Raw genomic sequence first — 22,830 nt, forward strand, 5'->3', positions numbered from 1 at the left:
AAATCCCTTAATCTAATTTTGCAGGCGCAATATCTGCATCATGTTCTTTGTAATAAAGCTCTAATAGATCCATGGTTGCGGTCATTAAATCTTTGGTTTCAAGTAAAATCGAAAAATATAATGTCGTGTTTTTCGGACTTGATTCTTCTGATCTTGTACGCTCTACTTGTAGACTGATTTTTTGCGATACCAAATCGTATAGTTCTTGCTTATTATTTAGAATATTACCAATTTTTTCAAAAGATCTTTCTTCGAAAGCGTGGTATGTATTGTCTAAAATCTCAGCTAGTTTTATGTCTATTTGCTTAAGCTCTTTAATTTGGTTATACTTTAATTTCTTGTGATTATTGTTGACATGTTTATGGCTTACTTTACCAATATATTCCAACGATTGTGAAATGTCTGTTAAGTGCCCCATAGCATTTATATAGAAATTACTGGCGCCAATATGTGCCTCTTCTAAATTCTTGATAAAGTAAAAAGTATGGTTTCTAAGATCATCGATTTCATTTGCCAATTTAGCGCCTTGTTTCTTGTTCTTATGAAGCGAGTTTAGATCCTGTTTTGCGAGTCCGTTAATAGAATTAGAATATATTTTACTTGCTCTTTTTACAACGTTCGCAATGTTCTTGGCGCTTTCTTCGATAACACCTTGTATAGAACTACTCTCTGCTCGTTCTAATATTTCTTCTTCTTTGGTTTCCTTTAATTTCTTGGTATGTGAAAGATAGTTTTTGCCAATAAGAACGAAAGCAAAAATCAACAATGCGGCAATTGCCCAAATACCACCAAGGTGAATAATATATGCTATAATTGCTGCTGCTACGAATGCTACGATTGCGGTAAAGAACCATCCGCCGATAACATTAAGTACACCTGCAACTCTATATACGGCACTTTCTGATCCCCAAGCTCGATCTGCTAAAGATGTTCCCATGGCAACCATAAAAGTTACATAAGTGGTGGATAGTGGCAGTTTTAACGAGGTAGCAAGAGATATCAATACACTAGCTACCATTAAATTTACCGAAGCTCTAATAAGGTCGAAAGCAGGTTGATCTTTTGCTTTTGCCTTTTGAGCGTATGAAGTTGGTTTAACGAATTGAGTGTCTATTCTGTTTTGCAATGATATAGGTATTAATCCGTTTAAACTTTCTGATGCTTTTATAGAGAACTTTACGATTTGCCTCGATAAATAGTTAGGCTCAAAACGCTCATCGCCTTCATCTTGTCTAGAAAGGTCAACGCTTGTTTTTACTACATTTTTAGCTTTAGATGAAAACCATAAGGTAACAACCATAACAATACCTGAGGCTAATAATAGATAGGTTGGTGTTTGTACGGCAACTGCTAAGCCCTTCATGTTATATTGGGTGGCTAGTTGACCAGAGTTTGACCAACTTATGAATGACTCGTATGCTGCCAATGGTACTCCAATAAAGTTTACTAGATCATTACCGGCAAAGGCCATGGCCAAAGCAAAGGTTCCTAAAATAATAATGATGGTATATATATTCCATTTTAAGAAAGTCGTTGCTAACCACGATAAGGCAAACCATACTATAAAGTTACCTAATATGAATATTTCAGGATTATTACCAATCAATACTGATAATTCAGGACTGATAATAGAAGTACCTTTTAAACCTTTTATAAGGATGAAATAAATAATAGCCGTAATCGCCATGCCACCAAAAATAGCCCCTAGCCATTTTGGTTTGTTTTCAAACTTAAACGATAATAGAATACGCGTAAAGAATTGGACGACAGCACCAATAGTAAATGCAATGACGACGGATAAGAGTATACCTATTATAATTTCAGTAGCCTTATCGGTATTGATATAATTTGAAAGTTGGGTGAAATTACCACCACCTGCGTAAATTTTAACTAATGATATGGCCACTGCAGCGCCTAATAGTTCAAAAACAATAGAAACAGTGGTTGAGGTTGGCATACCTAAAGTATTGAAAAAGTCAAGCAATAGAATGTCTGTAATCATAACTGCCATGAAAACAATCATAATCTCAGCAAAAACAAATTCAGACGGATTAAAAATTCCTTTTCTTGCTACCTCCATCATTCCGCTTGAAGAAACGGCTCCAAAGGCGATACCTACACTAGCAACAAGCATTATTGTTTTAAAAGAAATCGCTTTTGAACCTATTGCAGAATTTAAAAAGTTTACGGCATCATTACTGACACCAACGATTAAATCTGTTACGGCTAAAACCGCTAATGCAATAATCATGAATAAATAAATGTTCTCGCCCATCAAAAATTTAAATAAGGAACAAAAATGATATTATAAATTATCATTAACGTTAAAATAAGGTTATGAAGTTAAATCGTAAATTTTGCAATGATGATTAATAGTTACAAAGAAACCAAGATTAGTTGATGAAAATACTACTTTCTTTTTGAAAAAGGTTTTTTAGCGCAATTCAATTGGGCTTTTTTAAGTGATTAAAGAAATGCAACCACTTCGATAGCAAAATTTCTGAGGATTACCTTGTTTTGTTTGCCGCTAATTCTAATGAACTTAGAACATCTTTTGTTGTTGAACTTACTTTAGCCGCAGAAGGCATTGGAAGGCTTTTAGCATATAAGGTTTCTAGAATTTCAGCTTGCTCGCCTTCTTTAACTGTTATTTCTATATGTATTGGGTCGTAGCCTACAAATTGCACGAGTACATCATGCGTGCCAGGTGTAATATCGGTAAACTCAAAATTACCTCTAAAGTTTGTTTGTGTAGAAATATCTGCATTATCAATAGATACAGAAGCCATTAATAATGGTTCATTGAAAAATTCACCATCTAAAATTTTACCTTTAATAGCACTGGTCTCTTGTGAGAAAGACAAAGAGCAAATCATTAAAGCGAATAGAATAAATATTTTCTTCATACCTAATTTAAATACTGATACAAAGAAAATGACCAAAGGTTAAGTTAAGGTTACCTAAGGATTATGAATATATGTTTTTAAGGTTAAGGTTCTGAGATAAAATAGTTTACCAGAAATGATACTTTAGGTAATGAAATAAGCAAATGCTGTATCTTGCAGGCTGTAAAAACGGACTAACATGAATTGGGAGCAATTACTTTCTTTACGTAGACAAGGCGATAAAAATAAACGATTACGAAATGAACAAGATGAGACCCGTTTAGGGTTCGATGTTGATTATGACCGTATCATATTTTCGTCCGCCTTTAGAAGTTTGCAAGATAAGACTCAGGTAATACCGTTGTCAAAGACCGATTTTGTTCATACCAGATTAACGCATAGTCTTGAAGTGTCTGTTGTTGGTAGAAGTTTAGGTAGATTGGCAGGAAAGAAAATCATCGAAAAACACCCTTACTTAAAAGAGGTTCATGGCTATCAATTCAATGATTTCGGAGGTATCGTTGCTGCTGCTGCATTGGCTCATGATATTGGTAACCCTCCATTTGGACACAGTGGTGAGAAAGCGATTGGTGAATATTTTAAAACCGGTAACGGACTGCAGTTAAAAAATCAGCTTTCGGCAGTTGAATACCAAGATATTATCGATTTTGAGGGTAATGCCAACGGATTTAAATTAATGACGCAAGATAGGGCAGGGGTCTTTGGCGGACTCCGTCTTAGCTATGCCACATTGGGTGCTTTTATGAAATACCCTAAAGAATCGTTACCTAAAAAACCTAGTAACCATATCTGTGATAAAAAATTCGGATTTTTTCAAAGTGAAAAACATATTTTTGACGAAGTAGCTCAAGATTTAGGTTTACCTATTAGAAGTAATGACGGTACCATTTCATACGGTAGGCATCCGCTGACGTTTTTAGTAGAAGCTGCAGATGATATTTGCTATACCATTATTGATTTTGAAGACGGAATTAACTTAGGTCTAATTTCTGAAGATTATGCCTTAGAATACCTTATAAAACTGGTTAAGGATACCATAAATACCAAGAAGTATAATTCTTTGGAGTATATGGAAGACAGGCTTAGTTACCTTCGTGCCTTAGCCATAAACACGCTCATACAAGATGCTGTTTCTATATTCATTGAGAATGAAGAGCTGATTTTAAATGGCAATTTTGAGGTCTCTTTATTAGATAAAAGCGGATTCAAAGCCCAGATCGAAGATATTATAAGCCTTAGCGTTCAAAAAATTTATCAGTCGCAAGAAGTGGTAGAAAAAGAGATTGCCGGGTATACTATTATATCTGACATTTTAGATGTATATATTGCTGCCTTAATTGGTAAAATGAATAATAATGCATCTAACTATCACAAGTTGATTTTGAGAACTTTACCTGGTTTTTATCAGCAAACCAATATATCGCTTTACGAAATAGTTTTAAACACCTGTTGCTATGTTGCGAGTCTCTCTGATAGCGCAGCAGTACATATTCACAATAAAATTAAAGGAAAACAACTTTAGAAGCCGTACAAGATACCAACACCTAATACTTGCTTAAATTGAATTTTTGGTACGCCTGGGTTTACTATAGTTCCATTATCGTTTTTGACTACGTCAAAAAGAATATCATCATCATAAATCATTTGTGTGCCTAGGCTTGTGCTAATGAACTTATTTACTTTCATGTTTAGGGTCAGTTCCCAGTCCACATCAATATTACCAAAGCTTTTAATGTAATCGGTATAGAGATTTAGCCTGTTGTTTAATTCAATATTATCGGCGATGTTAATATTAAAATTATTGGTAATTAATATTCCAATTTCTAACAAATGATTTTCTCCGGGTGTTATAATGTTTCCATCGGCATCTAAAATGGCTTCTTGTACACCAAAGGAGCCATTGTCAGCTAAATCTTGGTCTAATACAAATGTCGATTTTTGAGTTAATGGTGATAAGTAAAGATTAAACTTTTCATCTTTGGTTATATAAGAGGTACCTGCACCAAAAAGTAGATAGCCAGGTGCCATAAAACGAGATATAGGTGTGTCTCTATCCGGGTATTTATAACCATTTGAGAATTGGGTGTTAAAGTTTAGTTGAACGGAATAGAACCAGCGGCTGGTGTTGTCTTTTTTAAAGCCCAAATTAGAACTTAAACGTATTACATCTTCCGTCTTTCTAAGTTTGCGACCTTCTTGGGCATTTAATCCGTAGCGTAATTCAAGATTATTTTCCCATTGAAAATTGCTGAATTTATATTTTCTTGCAAATTTTAAAAATCCTAATCCACTAACGGCATTATCACCACCCGCATTCCAATTGACAAAGGCAACTTCGCTAATATTGATACCGAAGCTATTTTCATTTTCCCAAAACGATGGTATTCTAAATCTATTAAACCCTTTTTGCAAGGTTTTAGTTTTTTTGAAGTCTATATTGGGTATTTGAAGATTTACATCTTTTCTAGGAGAATAAATTTTATCTACCGTTCTGCGAATTACAATGGTATCTATGGCAACACTGTCTACGGTAACACTATCTACTATTATTGGTGCAGGTATGGTATCTTGACCGTAAGTTACTAAAGTCACCAAAAAGAGTAACGAACATAAACTCTTAACGATTTTTGAAGCTATTCTATTCATAAAAATTGTTGTACATATTTTTTAACGGATGTTTTATCTATCCCTGCTTTTATATACAGTTTCTCGGTAACACCATGGGTTATAAACGCATCTGGAATGCCAAATATCTTAATTATTTTATGGATTCCAATAGTATTTGCGAATTCTAACAAACCACTTCCAAATCCGCCAATTGCTGAACTGTCTTCTAAGGTGATAATATGATCGAATTTCTTCAGAATTCCTTCTAATAAATCCGTATCCAATGGTTTTATAAATGGGAAATTATAATGCGCGATTGCAGGGGTATTATCCAATTCATGTATTAGTTCAGAAACCATATTACCGATAGGCCCTGTGCTTAAAATGGCAATTTTGGTTCCTTCTTTTAAAAGTTGCGCTTCGCCAATATTCAGTTTTTTCATCGGTACTTGCCAGTTTACTTCATTTCCTCGTCCACGCGGATATCTTATAGCAATAGGATGTTCTAAACCTAATTGTGCCGTGTACATGATGTTTCTTAACTCTATTTCATTCATAGGTGAAAAAATAATCAAGTTAGGAATGCATCTTAAGTATGAAATATCAAATACACCATGATGTGTAGGGCCATCCTCACCTACTAATCCTGCACGATCTAAGCAGAAAATTACGGGTAGATTCTGTATGGCTACATCGTGTATGATTTGATCGTATGCTCGCTGTAAAAAAGTAGAGTAAATATTACAGAATACAACTAAACCGTCGGTTGCCATGCCTGCGGCCATGGTTACCGCATGCTGTTCTGCAATACCAACATCGAAAGCTCTTTCAGGTAGCGCATCCATCATAAATTTTAATGAACTACCTGTTGGCATAGCGGGTGTAATTCCTACTATTTTTTCATTTTTTACCGCAAGTTCTACTAAAGTCTTCCCGAATACATCTTGAAACTTAGGTGGTTCAATGGTATTGGTTTTCTTTTGTAGCTCACCAGTTTGTTTATCAAACTTACCAGGTGCATGGTAGGTAACCTGGTTTTCTTCTGCCTTTTGTAACCCTTTTCCTTTTGTGGTGATTACATGTAACAATTTAGGACCTTCTATATTTTTTAAACGTTCTAATTCTTTGACCAAAGCTGGCAAGTCATGACCGTCAATTGGTCCAGTATAATTGAAATTAAGGCACTCGAAAATATTTTCTTCTTTTGCGGTACCTGTTTTTACATTGGTCAGGTATTTTTTTAATGCACCAACACTTGGGTCTATACCCATAGCATTATCGTTGAGTACGACAAGAATATTCGCATTGGTTACACCAGCATGGTTTAAGCCTTCAAATGCCATACCGCTTGCTATAGATGCATCGCCAATAACTGCAATATGTTGTCTTCTTAATTTTCCTTGTAATTGTGCTGCCAAAGCCATGCCTAACAATGCTGAAATAGAGGTAGAACTATGCCCTGTACCAAAAGCATCGTATTCGCTTTCTTGCATTTTAGGGAAGCCACTTATGCCACCAAATTGTCTATTGGTATCAAAGACGTTTTTTCTGCCGGTCAGTATTTTATGGCCGTATGCTTGGTGGCCTACATCCCATATTAGCTTGTCTATGGGTGTGTTGAACACATAATGTATTGCTATGGTCAATTCTATAACACCTAAACTGGCGCCTAAATGCCCTTCTTTTACAGAAATAATATCAATAATGAACTTACGTAATTCAACAGCCAGTTGCTCTAAATCCTTTACTGATAAAGTTTTTAGATCGTTAGATGATTTGATATGTTCTAGTATCGATTTCAAACTGTGGTTATATTGGAGACAAAAATACTTTTTTAAAAATGAAACTATCGTATTTTTGAGCTTATGCTTTTACCTTACGATGATACTTATTTTATGAAAAAGGCGCTACAAGAAGCAGAATATGCATTTGAAGCTGGCGAGGTGCCTGTAGGTGCAGTTATTGTAGTCCAAGATAGAATCATTGCCAGAGCACATAATCTTACTGAGAAACTAAACGATGTTACCGCACATGCCGAAATGCAGGCGATTACTTCTGCCGCTAATTTTCTAGGCGGAAAGTATTTAAAAGATTGTACGTTGTATGTAACCTTAGAGCCGTGCCAAATGTGTGCTGGTGCGTTGTATTGGAGTCAGATTGGTAAAATCGTTTATGGGGCTACAGATGAACAGCGTGGTTGCCGAGTCATGGGAACAACTCTTCACCCTAGAACTAAAATGATCGGTGGTATTCTTGCAGATGAAGCGGCTAGTTTATTACAGCAATTTTTTGTGGAGAAAAGAAAATAGGAAATCGAGTTAAAATGAACAACCACGCAAGAGCGTGGTTATCTAATTTTTTTAGTGAGAAAGACTATTTTTAAAGCACCTGCACTTGTCCGGCAACAGTACCTTTTCTTCCTTCTTCCTCCTCATAACTCACTTTATCACCTTCTCTAATTTCCGTGCCATGTAAAGCGGTGGCGTGAACAAAAATATCTTTTCCAGTTTCTTCATTGGTTATAAACCCATAACCTTTAGATTCATTGTAAAATTTGACGGTACCAATCATTGTATTGAAATTTTAATGTTAACATTCTAATTTACAATATTTTAAGATTCATTGGTAGGGTTTTGAACTATTATTTTATCGGATTGTCTTGATTATCAGTCTTTCTAGGTTCTTTTCCTTGCATTTTTCGCACATTTTCATCGGTAAGCATGTAATCATTGAATTTTTTACCCTTGCTCTCTTTTATTAGAAAAAGTGGCATGGCTATTAAAAATAGCAATAAGGTGCCTGAGCCTATATATCGATGTGATAGTGCTTCTTCACCGGTATCTAAATTGAATCCGTAAATGATTAATCCGATCGAGACTAATACTATAGCGATAATTATATATTTCATGAGTTATTTTACTTTGTGAATTTTATAAGTTCTCTTCTGTAAGCGGTCAATAGTTTTGATTTTGAAACAAAGCCCATATATTTTCCGTTTTTGACGACAGGTAAATTCCATGCGCCACTATCTTGAAATTTTTGCATTACAATTTGCATACTGTCCAGCCCATAATAAATATGATCGGGTGCTTTGTGGGTAAATGTTTCCACCTTTGTAGTGTTGTACAATTTGGTATCGAACATAAACTCCCTAATATCATCCAATAAAATAATACCCAAAAACATGTGATTTGCATCTACTACTGGAAAAATATTTCGTGTTGATTTGGCAACGGAATCATGTAGCATTTCACCCAAGGTCATTTCTGGGTTTACGATTTTGAAGTTGGTTTCTATCACAGTATCAAGGTCCATAAGGGTTAGCACAGCTTGATCTTTATTGTGTGTTAGTAAATCGCCACTTTCAGCTAATTCTCTGGTGTAAATCGTATAATCTACGGTGTTTTTGGTGATAATGTATGATATAGATGCGGTAATCATCAGAGGAACAAAAAGTGCATAACCACCCGTTATTTCTGCAATAAGGAAAATTGCGGTCAACGGCGCATGTTGTACACCGGCAATAAGACCCGCCATGCCTATAAGGGTGAAGTTACTTTCAGATACCGAAAATCCTAATCCTGAATTGTTAATCAATTTAGCTACGACATTCCCTAAAGCACTACCCATTACCATTGTTGGTATGAAAATTCCACCCGCACCACCGGCAGCCAAAGTAGTGGTCATCGCTACTGCCTTAAAAATTGTGATGCCGAATAATAGAGCAATTACCACCCAAATATTAGCGATGTAGGCATCGAATGGAGTTTTGCCTAAAGCTTTAATATGATCGCCGATTAAAAGGTCGTTGATAAATGAAAAACCTTCACCATACAGTGGAGGAATCATATATAGCATAATACCTATAGCTAGACCGCCTACTAAAAGCCTATATTTCGGACTTTTCAATGGCTTAAAAAGGTTAATGATACCAAAGTACATTTTTGTAAAGTAGATAGATGCTACTGCTGTACCTACGCCGAGAAGAACATAAAACAAAGTATCCTTCACTTCAAATGGCTCACTAATGGAGAAATTGAACAATACCTCGTTGCCCATGAAGAAGTAGGAGGTAAGTACACCACTAATCGATGCCAACAATAACGGTAACATAGATATCATAGTCAGGTCTAGACTAAATACTTCTACCGCAAAAATGATAGCGGCAATCGGCGATTGAAATATAGATGATATTGCACCTGCCGATGCGCAGGCAATTAATAAAGACCGCGTTTTAGAATTTATGTGAAAGAGCTTACCTAAATTAGAGCTTAATGCTGCGCCTGTAGCCACTGCCGGACCCAATAACCCTACTGATCCACCAAAACCAACAGTTAACGGAGCGATAATAAGCTGGGTGTACATCTGCTTCGCGTCGATATTTGCCTTGTTTCTTGATAAGGAAAATAGAATGGAAGAAACAGCATGTTTTAATTTCTCTTTATGAATGTATTTTACATAAAGATATACCAACGTAAGACCTATAATTGGTAGAATAAAATACAACTGATTACTTGAGAAAATAATCCCTTTTTCAAGAGACGCTTCAATAAAATAAGTAATGTTTTTGAGGGTTACAGATGCCAAACCAGCTAAAAGCCCAACTATTACACTTAAGATGTAAATGAAGGTTTTTTGAGAGATATGTTTATATCTCCATTTGTAAATACTTTTTAATATTTTATTTCTTTGGATGGGCATGTTTGAGCCATATCAGTGATATGGTTCAAAGGTATTTAATTACTTGCTATGATTTTAGCTTTAAGTTCTTCTAAATCTTCAAGATAAATTCCAGATGAGGTTTCCATAGCAAAAACAAAAAAATCCTGCTCAGCGGCAGGATTTTTTTAATATTATTTTGTCAAGATTAATTATTCTTGAATGTCTAACTTCAAACTCAATTCTTTCAATTGTGCATTATCAATAGGTGCAGGTGCATCGATCATAACATCTCTACCACTATTGTTTTTAGGGAAAGCAATAAAATCTCTGATAGTTTCTTGTCCGCCTAAAATAGATACAAGTCTATCTAAACCAAATGCTAATCCACCATGTGGTGGTGCACCGTATTGGAAAGCATCCATCAGAAAGCCGAATTGTGCTTTTGCTTCTTCAGGTGTAAAACCTAAATGCTTGAACATTGTTGCTTGCATATCTTTATCGTGAATACGAATAGATCCACCGCCTATTTCGTTTCCGTTCAATACAAGATCATAAGCGTTTGCACGTACTGCACCTGGATCAGTATCCAGTAATTCTAACTGACCTGGTTTTGGCGATGTAAACGGGTGGTGCATGGCATGGTAATGTCCGGTTTCTTCATCAAGCTCCAATAATGGGAAATCAACTACCCATAATGGTGCGAATTCGTTGGGTTTTCTAAGTCCTAGTCTCGTTGCCATTTCCATACGTAAGGCACTTAACTGTGTTCTTGTTTTATTGGCATCACCAGAAAGTACGCAGATAAGATCACCTGGTTTAGCACCAGTTGCTGCTGCCCACTTAGCTAAATCGTCTTGGTCGTAGAATTTATCTACGGTAGATTTAAAGCTTCCGTCTTCATTACATTTTACATAAACCATTCCGTTAGCTCCAACTTGCGGGCGTTTTACCCAGTTGACTAATGCATCTAATTCCTTTCTAGTATATTCTGCAGCATCTGGTACGGCAATACCTACTACTAATTCGGCAGAATTAAAAACTCCGAATTCTTTATGTTGTGCTACAGTATTGAGTTCAGCGAATTCCATCCCAAAACGAATATCTGGCTTATCGTTACCATATTTAGCCATGGCATCGTCATAAGTCATTCTTGGGAACGAATCGATTTCAACACCGTTCACTTCTTTTAAAAGGTACTTTGTTAAGTTTTCGAATACGTTAAGTATATCTTCTTGCTCAACAAAAGCCATTTCACAATCTATCTGTGTAAACTCTGGCTGTCTGTCGGCACGTAAATCTTCATCTCTAAAACACTTTACAATCTGAAAGTATTTATCCATACCACCAACCATAAGTAATTGCTTAAATGTTTGTGGTGATTGTGGCAATGCGTAAAATTGCCCTTCGTTCATACGACTAGGTACAACGAAATCACGAGCACCTTCTGGTGTCGATTTTATTAAATACGGAGTCTCCACTTCTATAAAGCCTTCGCCCGATAAAAATTTACGAACTTCCATAGTTACCTTACTTCTAAAAATAAGATTGTTTTTTACAGGATTTCTACGGATGTCTAAATATCTATATTTCATTCTAAGGTCTTCACCACCATCGGTTTCATTCTCGATAGTGAATGGCGGAGTCTTAGATTCGTTTAGAATGGTAAGTTCGGAAACCAAAACCTCAATATTACCTGTTGGGATGTTAGCATTTTTAGAAGCTCTTTCAATAACCTCACCCTTTATTTGAATAACAAACTCTCTACCTAAATTTCTTGCCTGCTCTAGTAACTCTGCATTTGTTCGGTCTTCATCAAGTACGAGTTGTGTAATACCATAGCGATCTCTTAAATCTACCCAAACAACGAAACCTTTGTCTCTAGTTTTGGCTACCCAACCAGATAGTGTAACCGTTTGGCCAATATGTGATTCTCTTAATTCCCCGCAGGAATGGCTTCTATACATAACATGTGCTTTATTGAAAGGGCAAATTTAAGAAGTCTATTTCATTAAAGATCTATATTAGATGCACGTTTTATAGGATGACCGGTTTGGTAGATATGAAATTGAATTTTACCTAACTACCTCAAAAACAATTATATACAGTTTCAATGTAAATTTAATGTTATGTAAAAGTTACCTAAACATTGATTAATTGCAAAATAATTGTATCTTTATCTCGTTAGAATATTGTAGAATAATAATCCCAAAAAAAATATATCATGAAAAAATTCTTAATTATAGCTGTAATGGCATTGTCTTTAGGAGCATATGCTCAGGTTGATCCTACTTTTGAAAAAGAAGGTGATAAAGTAAAAGCAACTTACTTTCACGCAAATGGAGAAAAGTCTCAAGAAGGATACTTTTTAAATGAGAAGTTAGAAGGTGAATGGAAAATGTTCAACGAAAAAGGTGAGAAAATTGCCATGGGTAATTACGAGAACGGTGTTAGAACTGGTACGTGGTTATTCTGGGAAGGCGATGTAAAAAGCGAAGTAAGTTTTGATAACAACAGAATTGCAAGTGTTTCTAAAGCTGGCAAAAAAGATCCTGTTGTTAGTAATAAATAGACTAACTAACTCAAATAAAAAGCCCGTATCAATTATGATACGGGCTTTTTTTATGCAATTAATTTAAAGTGTATTATGCTACACTTTCAAGTCGTTCATTCGAATCTTTACTCTTGTTTCCAAAACTGCTAAACTTTACCTTAATACGGTATACGATATTAAATAGTACCGGTACAATGATTAAGGTTAAGAAGGTAGCTACGATTAATCCGAAGATTACCGTCCAAGCTAATGGTCCCCAGAATATTACGTTATCACCACCAATATAAATATGTGGATTAAACTCTGAGAACAATGCAAAGAAATCAATATTTAAACCGATTGCAAGCGGAATCAATCCTAAAACTGTTGTAATGGCAGTTAATATTACCGGTCGTAATCTTGCCTTACCACCTACGATCATGGAATCTGTTGCATCATCCATCGTTAACAGATCACTGTCTTCTATACCAAGACGCACTTTTTTACGATCTATCAGAATTTGGGTATAATCGAGCAGTACCACTCCGTTATTTACCACAATACCGGCTAATGAGATAATACCCATCATGGTCATCATAATTACAAAAGACCATCCGGTGATCATCAATCCTCCAAATACGCCGATAAAGCTTAAGAAAATGGCAATCATAATAATCAATGGCTTAGAGATACCACCAAATTGGAATATTAAAATAAGCATAATCAATCCTAATCCGGAGAAAAAAGCACCTACTAGGAAAGCTTGTTGCTTAGCTTGCTCTTCTAACTGACCTGTATAATCGATTTTAACGGTAGCGGGAGTTCCGTCAAAACTTCCCATTTCATTTTGAATTTCAGCAACAATTGCCCCGGCATCTGTAAAGCCAGGTTTTAATCCGGAGTAAATAGTTACTACTCTTTTACCATCGCGGTGTTTAATGGCGCTATAACCAGACGTGTTTTTTTCGGTTGCTACTGCAGAAATTGGAATCTCTTTAATCTGTCCGTTAGAAGGATCTCTAAAAATGATATTCTGATTGAACAGCGCACTTTTATTGTATCTCAAATCTTCATTGAATCTGATGTTGATATCATAATCTTCACCATCTTCTTTATAAACACCTGCTTTTTCACCAAAAATAGAACGTCTTAACTGATTACCAACTTGACCAACGGCAACACCTAATTCCCCCGCTTTTTCGCGATCCACAATTACTTGCATAGCTGGTTTGCCTTTGTTTACATCAATCTTCAATTCTTCAATACCAGCAATGTTTTTGGTATTAATGAAGTTTTTAATGTCTTCGGCAGTATTGATCAGTTCATCATAGTCATTGCCTTCAAGCTCAATATTAATAGGAAAACCAGCTGGCGGACCATTGGCATCTTTCTCTACCGATATGGCAACACCAGGATAAATACCCTGTAATGCGGCCTGAACACGCCCTCTTATATCTTCGGTATTTAAACCATTACGAAATTTATACTCGCTAAAGTTTACGGTTACCTTACCCTTATGTGGCATTTCGGCAGATGAACCACCATCGGTAAGTGGATTGCCGGCACCTTCACCTACTACAGATACAGCAGAGGCCATCATAAAGTTTTCACCCTTTTCATTCTTGTACATATCATCATTCATGATAGCGTACACTTGGTTTTCTACCTCTTTAGTAATCTCATTGGTCTTTTCAATAGAAGTACCTTCAGGGTATTCTACATACACATAGATTTCATTTGGTTTGTTATCTGGGAAAAATTCAATTTTTGTACGACCGCTACCAACAGACATACCAAATAACATGAATACACCTATCAACATTAAAAATGTAATACCAAAATACCAGTATACATTGCTACCTCTTAAGGCATGCTTTAAACGACGCTCATACCAATTTTCAAAGCGCGCCATAGTTCTCTTTTGAAATCGTATAGCTGAACCTTTAATAATGTATTTATAAGCCCAAAACATTATGGCGGTAAGTATAAGTACAGAACCCAAGCCACGCATAGCACCACCAAAAAGTAGTATTAATGCTCCTAGACCACCAAGAATAACACTCATTCTAATCAATTGCTTTAAGGTCAGTTCTTTTTCATCTGTACTCATGAATTTAGAAACTAACATAGAATTCATGAAAATTGCCACGAATAATGACGAGCCCAATACTACGGAAAGTGTAATAGGGAAGTAAATCATAAACTGCCCAAAAATACCAGGCCAAAGTCCCAATGGAACGAATGCTGCAACTGTGGTTGCTGTCGATATAATAATAGGGTAGGCAATTTCACCAATACCTTTTTTAGCAGCTTCGGTTCTTGACAAACCTTCATCCATTAATCGGTAAACGTTTTCCACCACAACAATACCGTTATCTACTAACATACCAAGCCCCATGATCATTCCGAAAAGGATCATCGTGTTTAGGGTATAACCTAGCCATGATAATATGACGAATGACATGAACATGGACATAGGTATCGCGAAACCAACGAATAACGCATTTCTAAAGCCTAAGAAGAACATTAAAACGGTTACTACAAGTATAATACCGAAGATGATATTGTTAACCAAATCATCAACTTGATTGAGCGTACGAGTAGAAGAATCATTAGCAATTGAGATATTTAAATCTGGTGGAAAGTAATTTGCTTTCTCCTTCTTTACTAATTCCTTTATTTTATCTGCTGCAGAAATAGAGTTTCTACCGGCTCTCTTTTTAACATCGAGCATTACTACGTTGTTTCCGAATTCTCGAGCATAGGTAGTTTTGTCTTTTGCTTGAAAGTTAATAGTCGCAATATCTTTTAAGTATACGGCGCCATTTTCAGATTTAACCACGAAGTTGTTCAATTCTTTAGGGTCTTCTACTTCGCCTAGAATACGAATGGTACGTCTTTGCCCCACAGTTTTTAAATTACCGGCAGACATCGTCATATTACCATTGCTAATAGCACTTATCACATCTTGAAAGCTGATTTTAGCAGCCATCATTTTGTAAATGTCGACACCGACTTCAACTTCTAAATCTTGTGCACCACGTATATCTGCTTGTTTAATTTCTGGTAAGTCTTCTACTTCATCTTGTAAATATTCAGCAAACTCTTTCAACTTTTCTACAGGGTAATCTCCTGTGAAATTGATATTCATAATAGGTACTTCTTCAGAGAAATTGAGGTCGAACACATTTGGTTCTACCTTGGCACCATTGAAAGTAGGCCAGTCTTCACTCGCTTTTTCACTATCTACTTCATCTTTTACCTTTTGCTTAGCTTGCTCAACGGTAATGTCCTCGTCAAATTCTATGGTTAAAATAGCGTAATCTTCTTGAGAAGTTGAGGTAATTTCTACTACGTTGCTAATATTCTTTAACCGATCCTCTAAAGGGTCTGTAATCAGTTTTTCAATATCTTCGGCAGTGTTACCTGGGTAAGGTGTACTAATATAGATTTTGGTCTCTATAATTTCAGGAAAATCTTCTCTGGGCATCGCCATATAGGCGCTGAATCCCAACCAAAGAAAAATAGCAATCATCACATAAATAACCGAGGGGTTATCAATGGCCCAAGACGATAAACCGAATTCCTTATCGGCGTTCTTTTGTACTTTGCTCATCGATATTTATTTTTTGATTTTTACTTTTTGACCATCTTTTACACTTCTGGCACCTTCTTTAATAATTTCGTTACCATCTGCTAAACCAGATAATACTTCAATATTCGCACCTTGTGTTCTACCAGTAATAATTACGCTTCTTTTTACCAAAGCCTCACCATCTGCATTAGGCTCTTCTGCAACGAAAACATATTGCTCACCATCTGCATTTTCTGAAATTATACTAGTCGGTATTAATATAGCGTCTTCACTTGTATAGTCGTTAATAGCGACTTTAGCAGAAAGATTCGGTTTAATTTTACCTTCTTTATTCGGTACAGGTATTTCAACTTCGAAAGATCTATTCGAAGGATTGATGAAATTGCCTGTCTCTCTAATTTTTGTAACAATACTATCACCCAAAACAGGAAAGTATACTAAAGCTTCTTTTCCTTTAGAAACGCTACCTAAATATGTTTCTGGCACTTCTACCTCAATGTACATGTCAGAAAGATTTACAATACGAAATACCTCTGAACCTGGACCAGGGGCAACTACGGTGCCTTGGTCTTTTATTACATTGTCAATAATACCAGAGAAAGGTGCTCTTATGGTAGACTTCCCTAATTGGCTCTGTGTTTGAGAAACCATATTCTCTGCAGCTTCATAATTGGTTTTAGCTTGTAAATATTGAATTTCTGAACCTATATTCTGGTTCCATAAACGCTCTTGACGCTCAAAAGTCGTTTTTGCCAAAGCAGCTTGAGATTTCAATTGACTTACTTGGCTAGACATACCGCCATCATCAATAGTAGCTAATACTTGCCCTCTAGAAACTCTGTCACCTTCTTTAACATATACTCTTTGAAGCGTACCCGCCATTTCTGGGTAGATCAGTACATTTTGCTTAGTAGAAACATCACCCTGTAATTCTAAGTAGTGGTTAAAAAGCTCTTTTTTTGCTGTTAATGTGTTTACCAATGGTAATTTCTCTTCATTACCCAAAACGGCTATTGCAGAATCTAAAGATTTTAATTGTGCATCAATCAGTTTTTGTTGTGAGGTTATATCATTTTTCTTAGCTCTTATTGCCTCTAAGTCTTGTTGTGCAATGATATCGGCTACCGATTGCTCACCACTGCCACATGAGTATATGCCAACGGTTGTAATTAATAAAATTAGTATTTTCTTCATGATTGTATTTTTATTGATTGATTATTTAGTCTTTTGTATTTAAAATGGTTTCCAATTCGGTCTTGTTATTAATTACCTCTACCATTGATTGTAAGTATTCTTGTTGGGTAGCATACAATTGTGTTTGTGCCTGTCTCAATTCAAAACTGGTTGCAAGACCTTCTTTGTATTTGATTTGGTTTTTGTTTTCAATACGTTCAGATAATGTTAGGTTCTGCTTCGCAGTTTCGTAATTATCTATCGCCAGGGTATAATTGTTTTTAGCATTCTCTAACTGTAATCTAATTTGTTGTTCAGCTTCGGTTAATTGTGTTTTTGATTTTTCTAAAGCAATTTTAGCGCGTTGGGTGCTGGCACTTCTTTTAAATGAACTAAAAATGGGAATGTTCAGGTCAAAACCTAAAATAGAAGAATCGAACCACTGTTGATCTCCGCTGAAAAAATCGAAGTTTTCTGAGAAAGCTGAACTACCATAATTTACATACACATTCAAAGTAGGTAGCGCACGACTTCTTGCTAATTTCCATTCAAAATAACGTTGTTCGTTTAAATTCTCGGCAAGTTTGTAATCTACATTATCATTAATATTGAAGTCAAAACCAAGAATACTTAAATCCATTTTTGACATGGTAAGATCTTCTAGGTTCTCTTGTAATTGTGTTGGCGCATTTAGGTCAAGCCCCATACTTACATTCAACATTTGTAACGTAATATCCTTTAGTCTAAGAGCACTTTGTAACTGATTTTCTACAGATGATAGGGTAATTTGAAGTTGATCAACACTTTCTTCATCTCCAAGTCCGTTTTCAAATAACTTCGAAGTTTCAAAAAGATTTTTTTCGAGCGTGCTTTTGTTCTTTTCTAATATTTCTATGCTTTCTTCTGCTAAAAGTACGTTACCGTAAGCTTCAACAACTTGTTTTCTAACATCTAAATCTGTTTTCTCTTTATTGTTGTCACTGTAACTTAAAAAAGCCTTAGTTGCTTGAACACCTACAATGTATGAGCCATCAAATATTTGTTGGGTCAATGTTGCAGTTGCCGTTGCTGATTGTGGTTGAGAGAAAACTACAGGTATAAATTCACCTGCTGCACCACCTACCAATTCTGCAGGCAGTAATGTTACAGGTTGTTTTAGTTGATTAGAGTACCCAACAGATCCATTAATCTGTGGAAGTCCGCCTGCTATAGTTTCCCATTTTTGCTTTTGGGCATCTATAATATCTCTATTCGCATTAATCGCCGAATAGTTGTTTTCTAACGCAAATTGAATCGCTTCTTCTAATGTAAACGAATAGGTTTGCTCTTGTGAATATCCTAGACTAATACTTAGAATAGTGATTAAGATTACTAATTGATTTCGCATTTATTCTTGATTTGAATTGATGATATTATTTAATATGGTTTTTCCTTTTGGTGTTACAATACCTCTAATATGGTATTCTAAAAATGAGTCCATAAGTTTGCCTATCGGAAATTGTTCTAAGGGAAACATGTTTTGGTCTTTTATACTATTTAGACCGGTAAAATAGATACGAGCAACAAACTCCGGATTTATATTGTCTCTAAACAAGCCTTGTTTTAAACCGCCTTCAACATTCAATAATATGCACTTATGCATTTTATCGAATTGCATAAGCTTCAGGTTTTTATGAATTTTCGGATAGTATTTCATTAATTGATACTGAGGAGAGCTTTTTTCATCATTTAAATGAGACATTACATATTTTTTAATCTCATATAATTCTTCAATAGCGTTTTTCTCCATCGCTATAATCAGGTCAATACCATCACTTAAATCGCAGAACTTATTCATTACGCAATCTTCCACTAACGAAGTCTTATTACTGTACTCGCTGTATATGGTTTTTTTAGACATGCCGATTTCATTGGCAATATCGTCCATGGTAATACTCTTAAAACCACGCTCTAAGAAAAGCTGTGAAGCCGTATCCCTAATTTTTTCTTTCATAACGGCTGCAAATATACATCAGGAAACTTTAGAAACTAAAAAAGTTTCCAAAGTTTTACAATTTTTTAATGTTCGGTAGTTTTTCAACGATTTTTTGAGAGATTCGTAACTAGCTATATAGCTTTAATGACTTGATGCTAGACCTTTGGTTTTTTGAAAATACCTGTCTGCGCTATTATACATAGAAGGTATAAAAGCGTTTTAAAATGTATGAATTAGAAAAGTTGAGGTATGAAATACTGATGTATTTTGAAGTAGGTATTCTTAAAACAAATTGATTGTAATGGCCTTTAGTAAAGTAAAATAAGCTTATTGCCTTTTTCTTTTTGCTACAAAATAGAGAACAACAAGTGATAATAAAGCGCCAATTAAGTACCATATATTAGAAATTTCTTCTTTCGGTTGATTGATTTCGACAATTTCTAATTGTTGATTAGCTTTTATGTTGGTTAGTATTTGAGTATTGCCGCCTGTCCAGTTAACAATTACAGAATCAACAACGGTATTATCTCCCAAGCCAAAATGTGCGATCACCGAATTTTGTGATAAATGGCTAGATCCACCACCATCAATTTCTCTAATAATTCTTTTTCCATTGGCAACTACAGTTATGCGAGAGCCAATGCCATTTGCTTCAGAATCCAAACCTTTAAGTGCAACTTTTAGCCAATTACCTTTTTCTAGGTCATTTCTAAAAAGTCGAGTGGTAGATGCTATGGGGTAATTTAGAATCGGTTGTTGATTTACAACTAGTAAATCCATATCACCATCATTATCCATATCAAAAATGACCGAACCTCTACCGATACCGTAATCGTTAATGGCTAGTTCTCTGCCTTTTTCTGTATACGTATTATCATTGTTCTCAAAATAGAAATTACCCATAGGTGTACAATTCGGATTCAGATCTCCGTTAGAAACAAACAGATCTAAATCTTCATCATGATCAAAATCAGCAAAATTTGCACCCCAACTAATTGCAAGATTGTAAGTGCCTAATTCCTTAGCCTTGTCAACAAACGGTTTACCGATACCTTGGTTCTCCATTAGCATATTGAACTTGATGTTGGTAATGTAATAATCCATCCACCCATCACCATTATAATCGCCAACTGCTGCACCCATGGCGTTTATTTTCAAGTCCATTTCGGTTTCCTTACTAGCATCATCAAAATGGTCATCAGGATACTCATTTCGGTATAGAAAATTAGGAACTGCTTTATAGCCAAAATCTTGATTCACCAACAAGTCTTGATCTTGGTCATTATCATAGTCGGTAAAAACTCCACCAAAACCAAAGCCTTTATGTCCTAAACCATATGCATCATACACGTTTTCGAAACTTTTACCTCCTTTATTTTCTAGTAAATAACTTCTAGCGGTTTGGTTCGCACTAACTATGGTAGCATCTTTTATAATACCCAATTTGCCGGTAAATTCTTGAAAATAATTACCCACAAATAAATCAGGATATCCATCTGCATTAAAATCGCCAAAACTTGGTCCTGTACTGAAGGAGTTTAAGTCTTCTAATCCGTATTCATTCGTTACATCTTTAAAGGTGATATCTCCATTATTTAAGAAGAGTAAATTTTTAGCTCTTGGTATTACGCTTTTACCATCGGTAGTAGTAATGGTGGTGACGAACAAATCTCTATATCCATCTTTATTAATATCAGCACTTACGACACCTTGGGTAACAAACTCATCTGTAACTTCTAGTCCAGAATTTTTAAAAACATCTTTGAAAGTACCGTCACCATTGTTAAGGTATAGTCGGTCAGATTTTATACCACTCGTTATATATAAATCTTCGTAACCGTCATTATTTACATCGAATACGGTAACACCACCGCCAAAAGTACCTTCATAGACTTCATATTGGTGGTCAATACCAGCAGCTTCCGAAACATCCGTAAAAGATTGTTGCGCATAGCTCATCAATCCGAATAATAGAAAGAATATGCTGCTGCTTATTTTAATAAGGGCTGAATTATTTTTTATCATTGTTCTTCCATTCTAGGGCATAAACATTTTTAGCGATTTCAACCCCTTTTTCTAAACCTACTTCGTTGTCTAATTGTGTGTGTATGCCACCATAAAATCTAGAATCTGCTGTTTCTAGTGCGGCATCCCAAAAGGTGTCGAATGACCGAATTACAAAATCAGTTTCTTTGAGTTCATCCCGTTCTCTACCTTCATGAGCTCTGTCTGTAAAAGTAAATTCTTTGCCAAAGTTATGCTCTAAAACTGTTGCTGCTGCAGCTGCTTGAATCGCATGCCCGGAGGGAAATGATGGAAAAGGTGGGTCGGGCCAGAAGGACTCCCATTCTTCATCAATATATTTTGGAATAAAGGTATTTGGTCGTTCCGTAAAGAACTGATATTTCCATTTCCAGCAATTCACGAAAGCATCTGATACTGCCATCCCTAATTGAGCGTATATTTTAGCACTTTCGATAAGCGAGATGTCATGCCCATCTATAGCCAAGGTGGCAAAATAATAAGAATGCCCTGGTGGCGTAAAACTAACATCTGGATCATCGCCCCACCAAATAGCAGCTTCTTTTTCTAGCTGTGTCAATTCTAAATCTTTCAAATATACATTTTCAAACTGCTTGTAATACGGTGAACCAACAGTTGTGTCATACGGAATCATCTTTGGGTCTTCAAGTTCTTTATTTGTGGATGCGAAAGTTCTGTTTTCTCCCCAATGTGGGTGTAATGGGTGGTGGCTGAACGATTGTGCGAATAATGGTGGTTTCCAAGCGCCTGGTCGATTTGGGTGTATCATGGTTTTATCGAAATTATGAAGGTATCCTCTATGCCCGCCATCTGTTTTTGACCATTCGAAAATAGTTTGTGCGACAGATTTACCAAAAGCCACAGAACGTGAAACGGTTTCTTCATCTAAACCATTTTGAAATTGAGTAAATATCACTTGTTCTAGAGAGTCAATTTTTTTAATATTTTCTTCGGATGTTTGAACGTAGATATTCTTTAGAATTTCAGATTGCCCGGCATTTAATGCCAACACCCAATTATATTCCTTAGAGTCATCTGCCATAGGAAGCATTTCTAACCCTTTCAATTGACCGTTCATTGATTTATATTCAGTGAAACCTGGTACAATTGCCTCATACATGGTTAGCCCAGTATAGCCAAATGCCCTAGATGCAAAAGTGGGGGAGTTCGAGGGCGTATATCTAGTAATGAACAAGGTCATATTTGCCCATTCTAAAGCAACTTCTTTATCACTCATTTTCGACTGCTCGTTTGTAGAGCATGCCATTGTAAGCAAGAGCAGCAGTACGGTAGAAATTCTTATAAGTGTTTTATTTATGGTACTAGTCATCGTTATTTA

General features: G+C 35.8%; 17 protein-coding genes. 3 read left to right on the top strand and 14 right to left on the bottom strand.

What is annotated here, in order from left to right; all coding sequences use genetic code 11:
- Positions 1–7 precede the first annotated feature (7 nt).
- Both CLV90_RS02895 and CLV90_RS02900 read right to left on the bottom strand, forming a co-directional pair.
- Positions 8–2,275 (bottom strand): inorganic phosphate transporter, encoded by a 2,268-nt coding sequence (locus tag CLV90_RS02895; RefSeq protein WP_133686013.1) that lies wholly within the window; start codon positions 2,273–2,275, stop codon positions 8–10.
- Positions 2,276–2,507: 232 nt separating this feature from the next.
- The gene (locus CLV90_RS02900; RefSeq protein ID WP_133686014.1) at positions 2,508–2,906 is read right to left on the bottom strand and encodes a carboxypeptidase-like regulatory domain-containing protein; all 399 of its coding nucleotides are present in this window, start codon (positions 2,904–2,906) and stop codon (positions 2,508–2,510) included.
- A 178-nt stretch (positions 2,907–3,084) separates the two neighbouring features.
- On the opposite strand from CLV90_RS02900, the gene dgt reads away from it, so the two are divergent.
- Positions 3,085–4,428: a dGTP triphosphohydrolase gene (dgt, locus tag CLV90_RS02905; RefSeq protein ID WP_133686015.1), complete on the top strand. Its 1,344-nt coding sequence runs from the start codon at positions 3,085–3,087 to the stop codon at positions 4,426–4,428.
- Here the strand turns inward: dgt and CLV90_RS02910 are convergent.
- Both CLV90_RS02910 and CLV90_RS02915 read right to left on the bottom strand, forming a co-directional pair.
- A complete protein-coding gene (locus CLV90_RS02910; RefSeq protein ID WP_133686016.1) occupies positions 4,425–5,552 on the bottom strand; it encodes a DUF3078 domain-containing protein in 1,128 nt (375 codons plus the stop codon). The two genes, dgt and CLV90_RS02910, sit on opposite strands and share 4 nt — an antisense overlap.
- A complete protein-coding gene (locus CLV90_RS02915) occupies positions 5,549–7,315 on the bottom strand; it encodes a 1-deoxy-D-xylulose-5-phosphate synthase (protein ID WP_133686017.1) in 1,767 nt (588 codons plus the stop codon). The genes CLV90_RS02910 and CLV90_RS02915 overlap by 4 nt, the downstream gene beginning before the upstream one ends.
- Before the next feature lie 63 nt (positions 7,316–7,378).
- On the opposite strand from CLV90_RS02915, the gene CLV90_RS02920 reads away from it, so the two are divergent.
- A complete protein-coding gene (locus CLV90_RS02920) occupies positions 7,379–7,822 on the top strand; it encodes a nucleoside deaminase (RefSeq protein WP_133686018.1) in 444 nt (147 codons plus the stop codon).
- A gap of 70 nt (positions 7,823–7,892) precedes the next feature.
- Here CLV90_RS02920 and CLV90_RS02925 read toward each other — a convergent pair whose 3' ends face one another.
- The 4 genes from CLV90_RS02925 to aspS form a co-directional block, all read right to left on the bottom strand.
- Positions 7,893–8,084, bottom strand: coding sequence for a cold-shock protein (locus tag CLV90_RS02925; RefSeq protein ID WP_027065298.1), 192 nt, complete (start codon positions 8,082–8,084; stop codon positions 7,893–7,895).
- A 70-nt stretch (positions 8,085–8,154) separates the two neighbouring features.
- Positions 8,155–8,421, bottom strand: coding sequence for a hypothetical protein (locus tag CLV90_RS02930; RefSeq protein WP_133686019.1), 267 nt, complete (start codon positions 8,419–8,421; stop codon positions 8,155–8,157).
- Positions 8,422–8,429: 8 nt separating this feature from the next.
- Positions 8,430–10,214: a chloride channel protein gene (locus tag CLV90_RS02935; RefSeq protein ID WP_133686020.1), complete on the bottom strand. Its 1,785-nt coding sequence runs from the start codon at positions 10,212–10,214 to the stop codon at positions 8,430–8,432.
- Between the two features lie 170 nt (positions 10,215–10,384).
- Positions 10,385–12,139, bottom strand: a complete 1,755-nt coding sequence (gene aspS, locus CLV90_RS02940; protein WP_133686021.1) for an aspartate--tRNA ligase — start codon at positions 12,137–12,139, stop codon at positions 10,385–10,387.
- Between the two features lie 257 nt (positions 12,140–12,396).
- Between aspS and CLV90_RS02945 the strand changes: the two genes are divergently transcribed.
- Positions 12,397–12,744, top strand: coding sequence for a toxin-antitoxin system YwqK family antitoxin (locus CLV90_RS02945; protein WP_133686022.1), 348 nt, complete (start codon positions 12,397–12,399; stop codon positions 12,742–12,744).
- A 73-nt stretch (positions 12,745–12,817) separates the two neighbouring features.
- On the opposite strand, the gene CLV90_RS02950 is transcribed toward CLV90_RS02945, so the two are convergent.
- The 6 genes from CLV90_RS02950 to CLV90_RS02975 form a co-directional block, all read right to left on the bottom strand.
- Complete coding sequence (locus tag CLV90_RS02950; protein WP_133686023.1) at positions 12,818–16,321, bottom strand: efflux RND transporter permease subunit; 3,504 nt, start codon at positions 16,319–16,321, stop codon at positions 12,818–12,820.
- A gap of 6 nt (positions 16,322–16,327) precedes the next feature.
- Entirely contained in the window at positions 16,328–17,494 is a 1,167-nt protein-coding gene (locus CLV90_RS02955; protein ID WP_133686024.1) for an efflux RND transporter periplasmic adaptor subunit, read from the bottom strand.
- Between the two features lie 25 nt (positions 17,495–17,519).
- Positions 17,520–18,860, bottom strand: coding sequence for a TolC family protein (locus CLV90_RS02960; protein WP_133686025.1), 1,341 nt, complete (start codon positions 18,858–18,860; stop codon positions 17,520–17,522).
- Positions 18,861–19,466, bottom strand: coding sequence for a TetR/AcrR family transcriptional regulator (locus CLV90_RS02965; RefSeq protein ID WP_133686026.1), 606 nt, complete (start codon positions 19,464–19,466; stop codon positions 18,861–18,863).
- Between the two features lie 309 nt (positions 19,467–19,775).
- Positions 19,776–21,473 (bottom strand): CRTAC1 family protein, encoded by a 1,698-nt coding sequence (locus tag CLV90_RS02970; protein ID WP_133686027.1) that lies wholly within the window; start codon positions 21,471–21,473, stop codon positions 19,776–19,778.
- Entirely contained in the window at positions 21,460–22,821 is a 1,362-nt protein-coding gene (locus CLV90_RS02975) for a phosphatase PAP2 family protein (RefSeq protein WP_243835251.1), read from the bottom strand. The genes CLV90_RS02970 and CLV90_RS02975 overlap by 14 nt, the downstream gene beginning before the upstream one ends.
- Positions 22,822–22,830: the final 9 nt, after the last annotated feature.

Origin of the sequence: Maribacter spongiicola, from assembly GCF_004364165.1 — a bacterium.
Classification (GTDB): Bacteria; Bacteroidota; Bacteroidia; order Flavobacteriales; family Flavobacteriaceae; genus Maribacter; species Maribacter spongiicola.

Bases quoted from the DNA above. Each gene is read 5' to 3' on its own strand.
- CLV90_RS02965 (WP_133686026.1), bottom strand. From the start codon at position 19,466: ATGAAAGAAAAAATTAGGGATACGGCTTCACAGCTTTTCTTAGAGCGT.
- CLV90_RS02895 (WP_133686013.1), bottom strand. From the start codon at position 2,275: ATGGGCGAGAACATTTATTTATTCATGATTATTGCATTAGCGGTTTTA.
- CLV90_RS02975 (WP_243835251.1), bottom strand. From the start codon at position 22,821: ATGACTAGTACCATAAATAAAACACTTATAAGAATTTCTACCGTACTG.
- CLV90_RS02925 (WP_027065298.1), bottom strand. From the start codon at position 8,084: ATGATTGGTACCGTCAAATTTTACAATGAATCTAAAGGTTATGGGTTT.
- CLV90_RS02945 (WP_133686022.1), top strand. From the start codon at position 12,397: ATGAAAAAATTCTTAATTATAGCTGTAATGGCATTGTCTTTAGGAGCA.
- CLV90_RS02950 (WP_133686023.1), bottom strand. From the start codon at position 16,321: ATGAGCAAAGTACAAAAGAACGCCGATAAGGAATTCGGTTTATCGTCT.
- CLV90_RS02970 (WP_133686027.1), bottom strand. From the start codon at position 21,473: ATGATAAAAAATAATTCAGCCCTTATTAAAATAAGCAGCAGCATATTC.
- CLV90_RS02900 (WP_133686014.1), bottom strand. From the start codon at position 2,906: ATGAAGAAAATATTTATTCTATTCGCTTTAATGATTTGCTCTTTGTCT.
- CLV90_RS02930 (WP_133686019.1), bottom strand. From the start codon at position 8,421: ATGAAATATATAATTATCGCTATAGTATTAGTCTCGATCGGATTAATC.
- CLV90_RS02955 (WP_133686024.1), bottom strand. From the start codon at position 17,494: ATGAAGAAAATACTAATTTTATTAATTACAACCGTTGGCATATACTCA.
- dgt (WP_133686015.1), top strand. From the start codon at position 3,085: ATGAATTGGGAGCAATTACTTTCTTTACGTAGACAAGGCGATAAAAAT.
- CLV90_RS02935 (WP_133686020.1), bottom strand. From the start codon at position 10,214: ATGCCCATCCAAAGAAATAAAATATTAAAAAGTATTTACAAATGGAGA.
- CLV90_RS02910 (WP_133686016.1), bottom strand. From the start codon at position 5,552: ATGAATAGAATAGCTTCAAAAATCGTTAAGAGTTTATGTTCGTTACTC.
- aspS (WP_133686021.1), bottom strand. From the start codon at position 12,139: ATGTATAGAAGCCATTCCTGCGGGGAATTAAGAGAATCACATATTGGC.
- CLV90_RS02960 (WP_133686025.1), bottom strand. From the start codon at position 18,860: ATGCGAAATCAATTAGTAATCTTAATCACTATTCTAAGTATTAGTCTA.
- CLV90_RS02920 (WP_133686018.1), top strand. From the start codon at position 7,379: ATGCTTTTACCTTACGATGATACTTATTTTATGAAAAAGGCGCTACAA.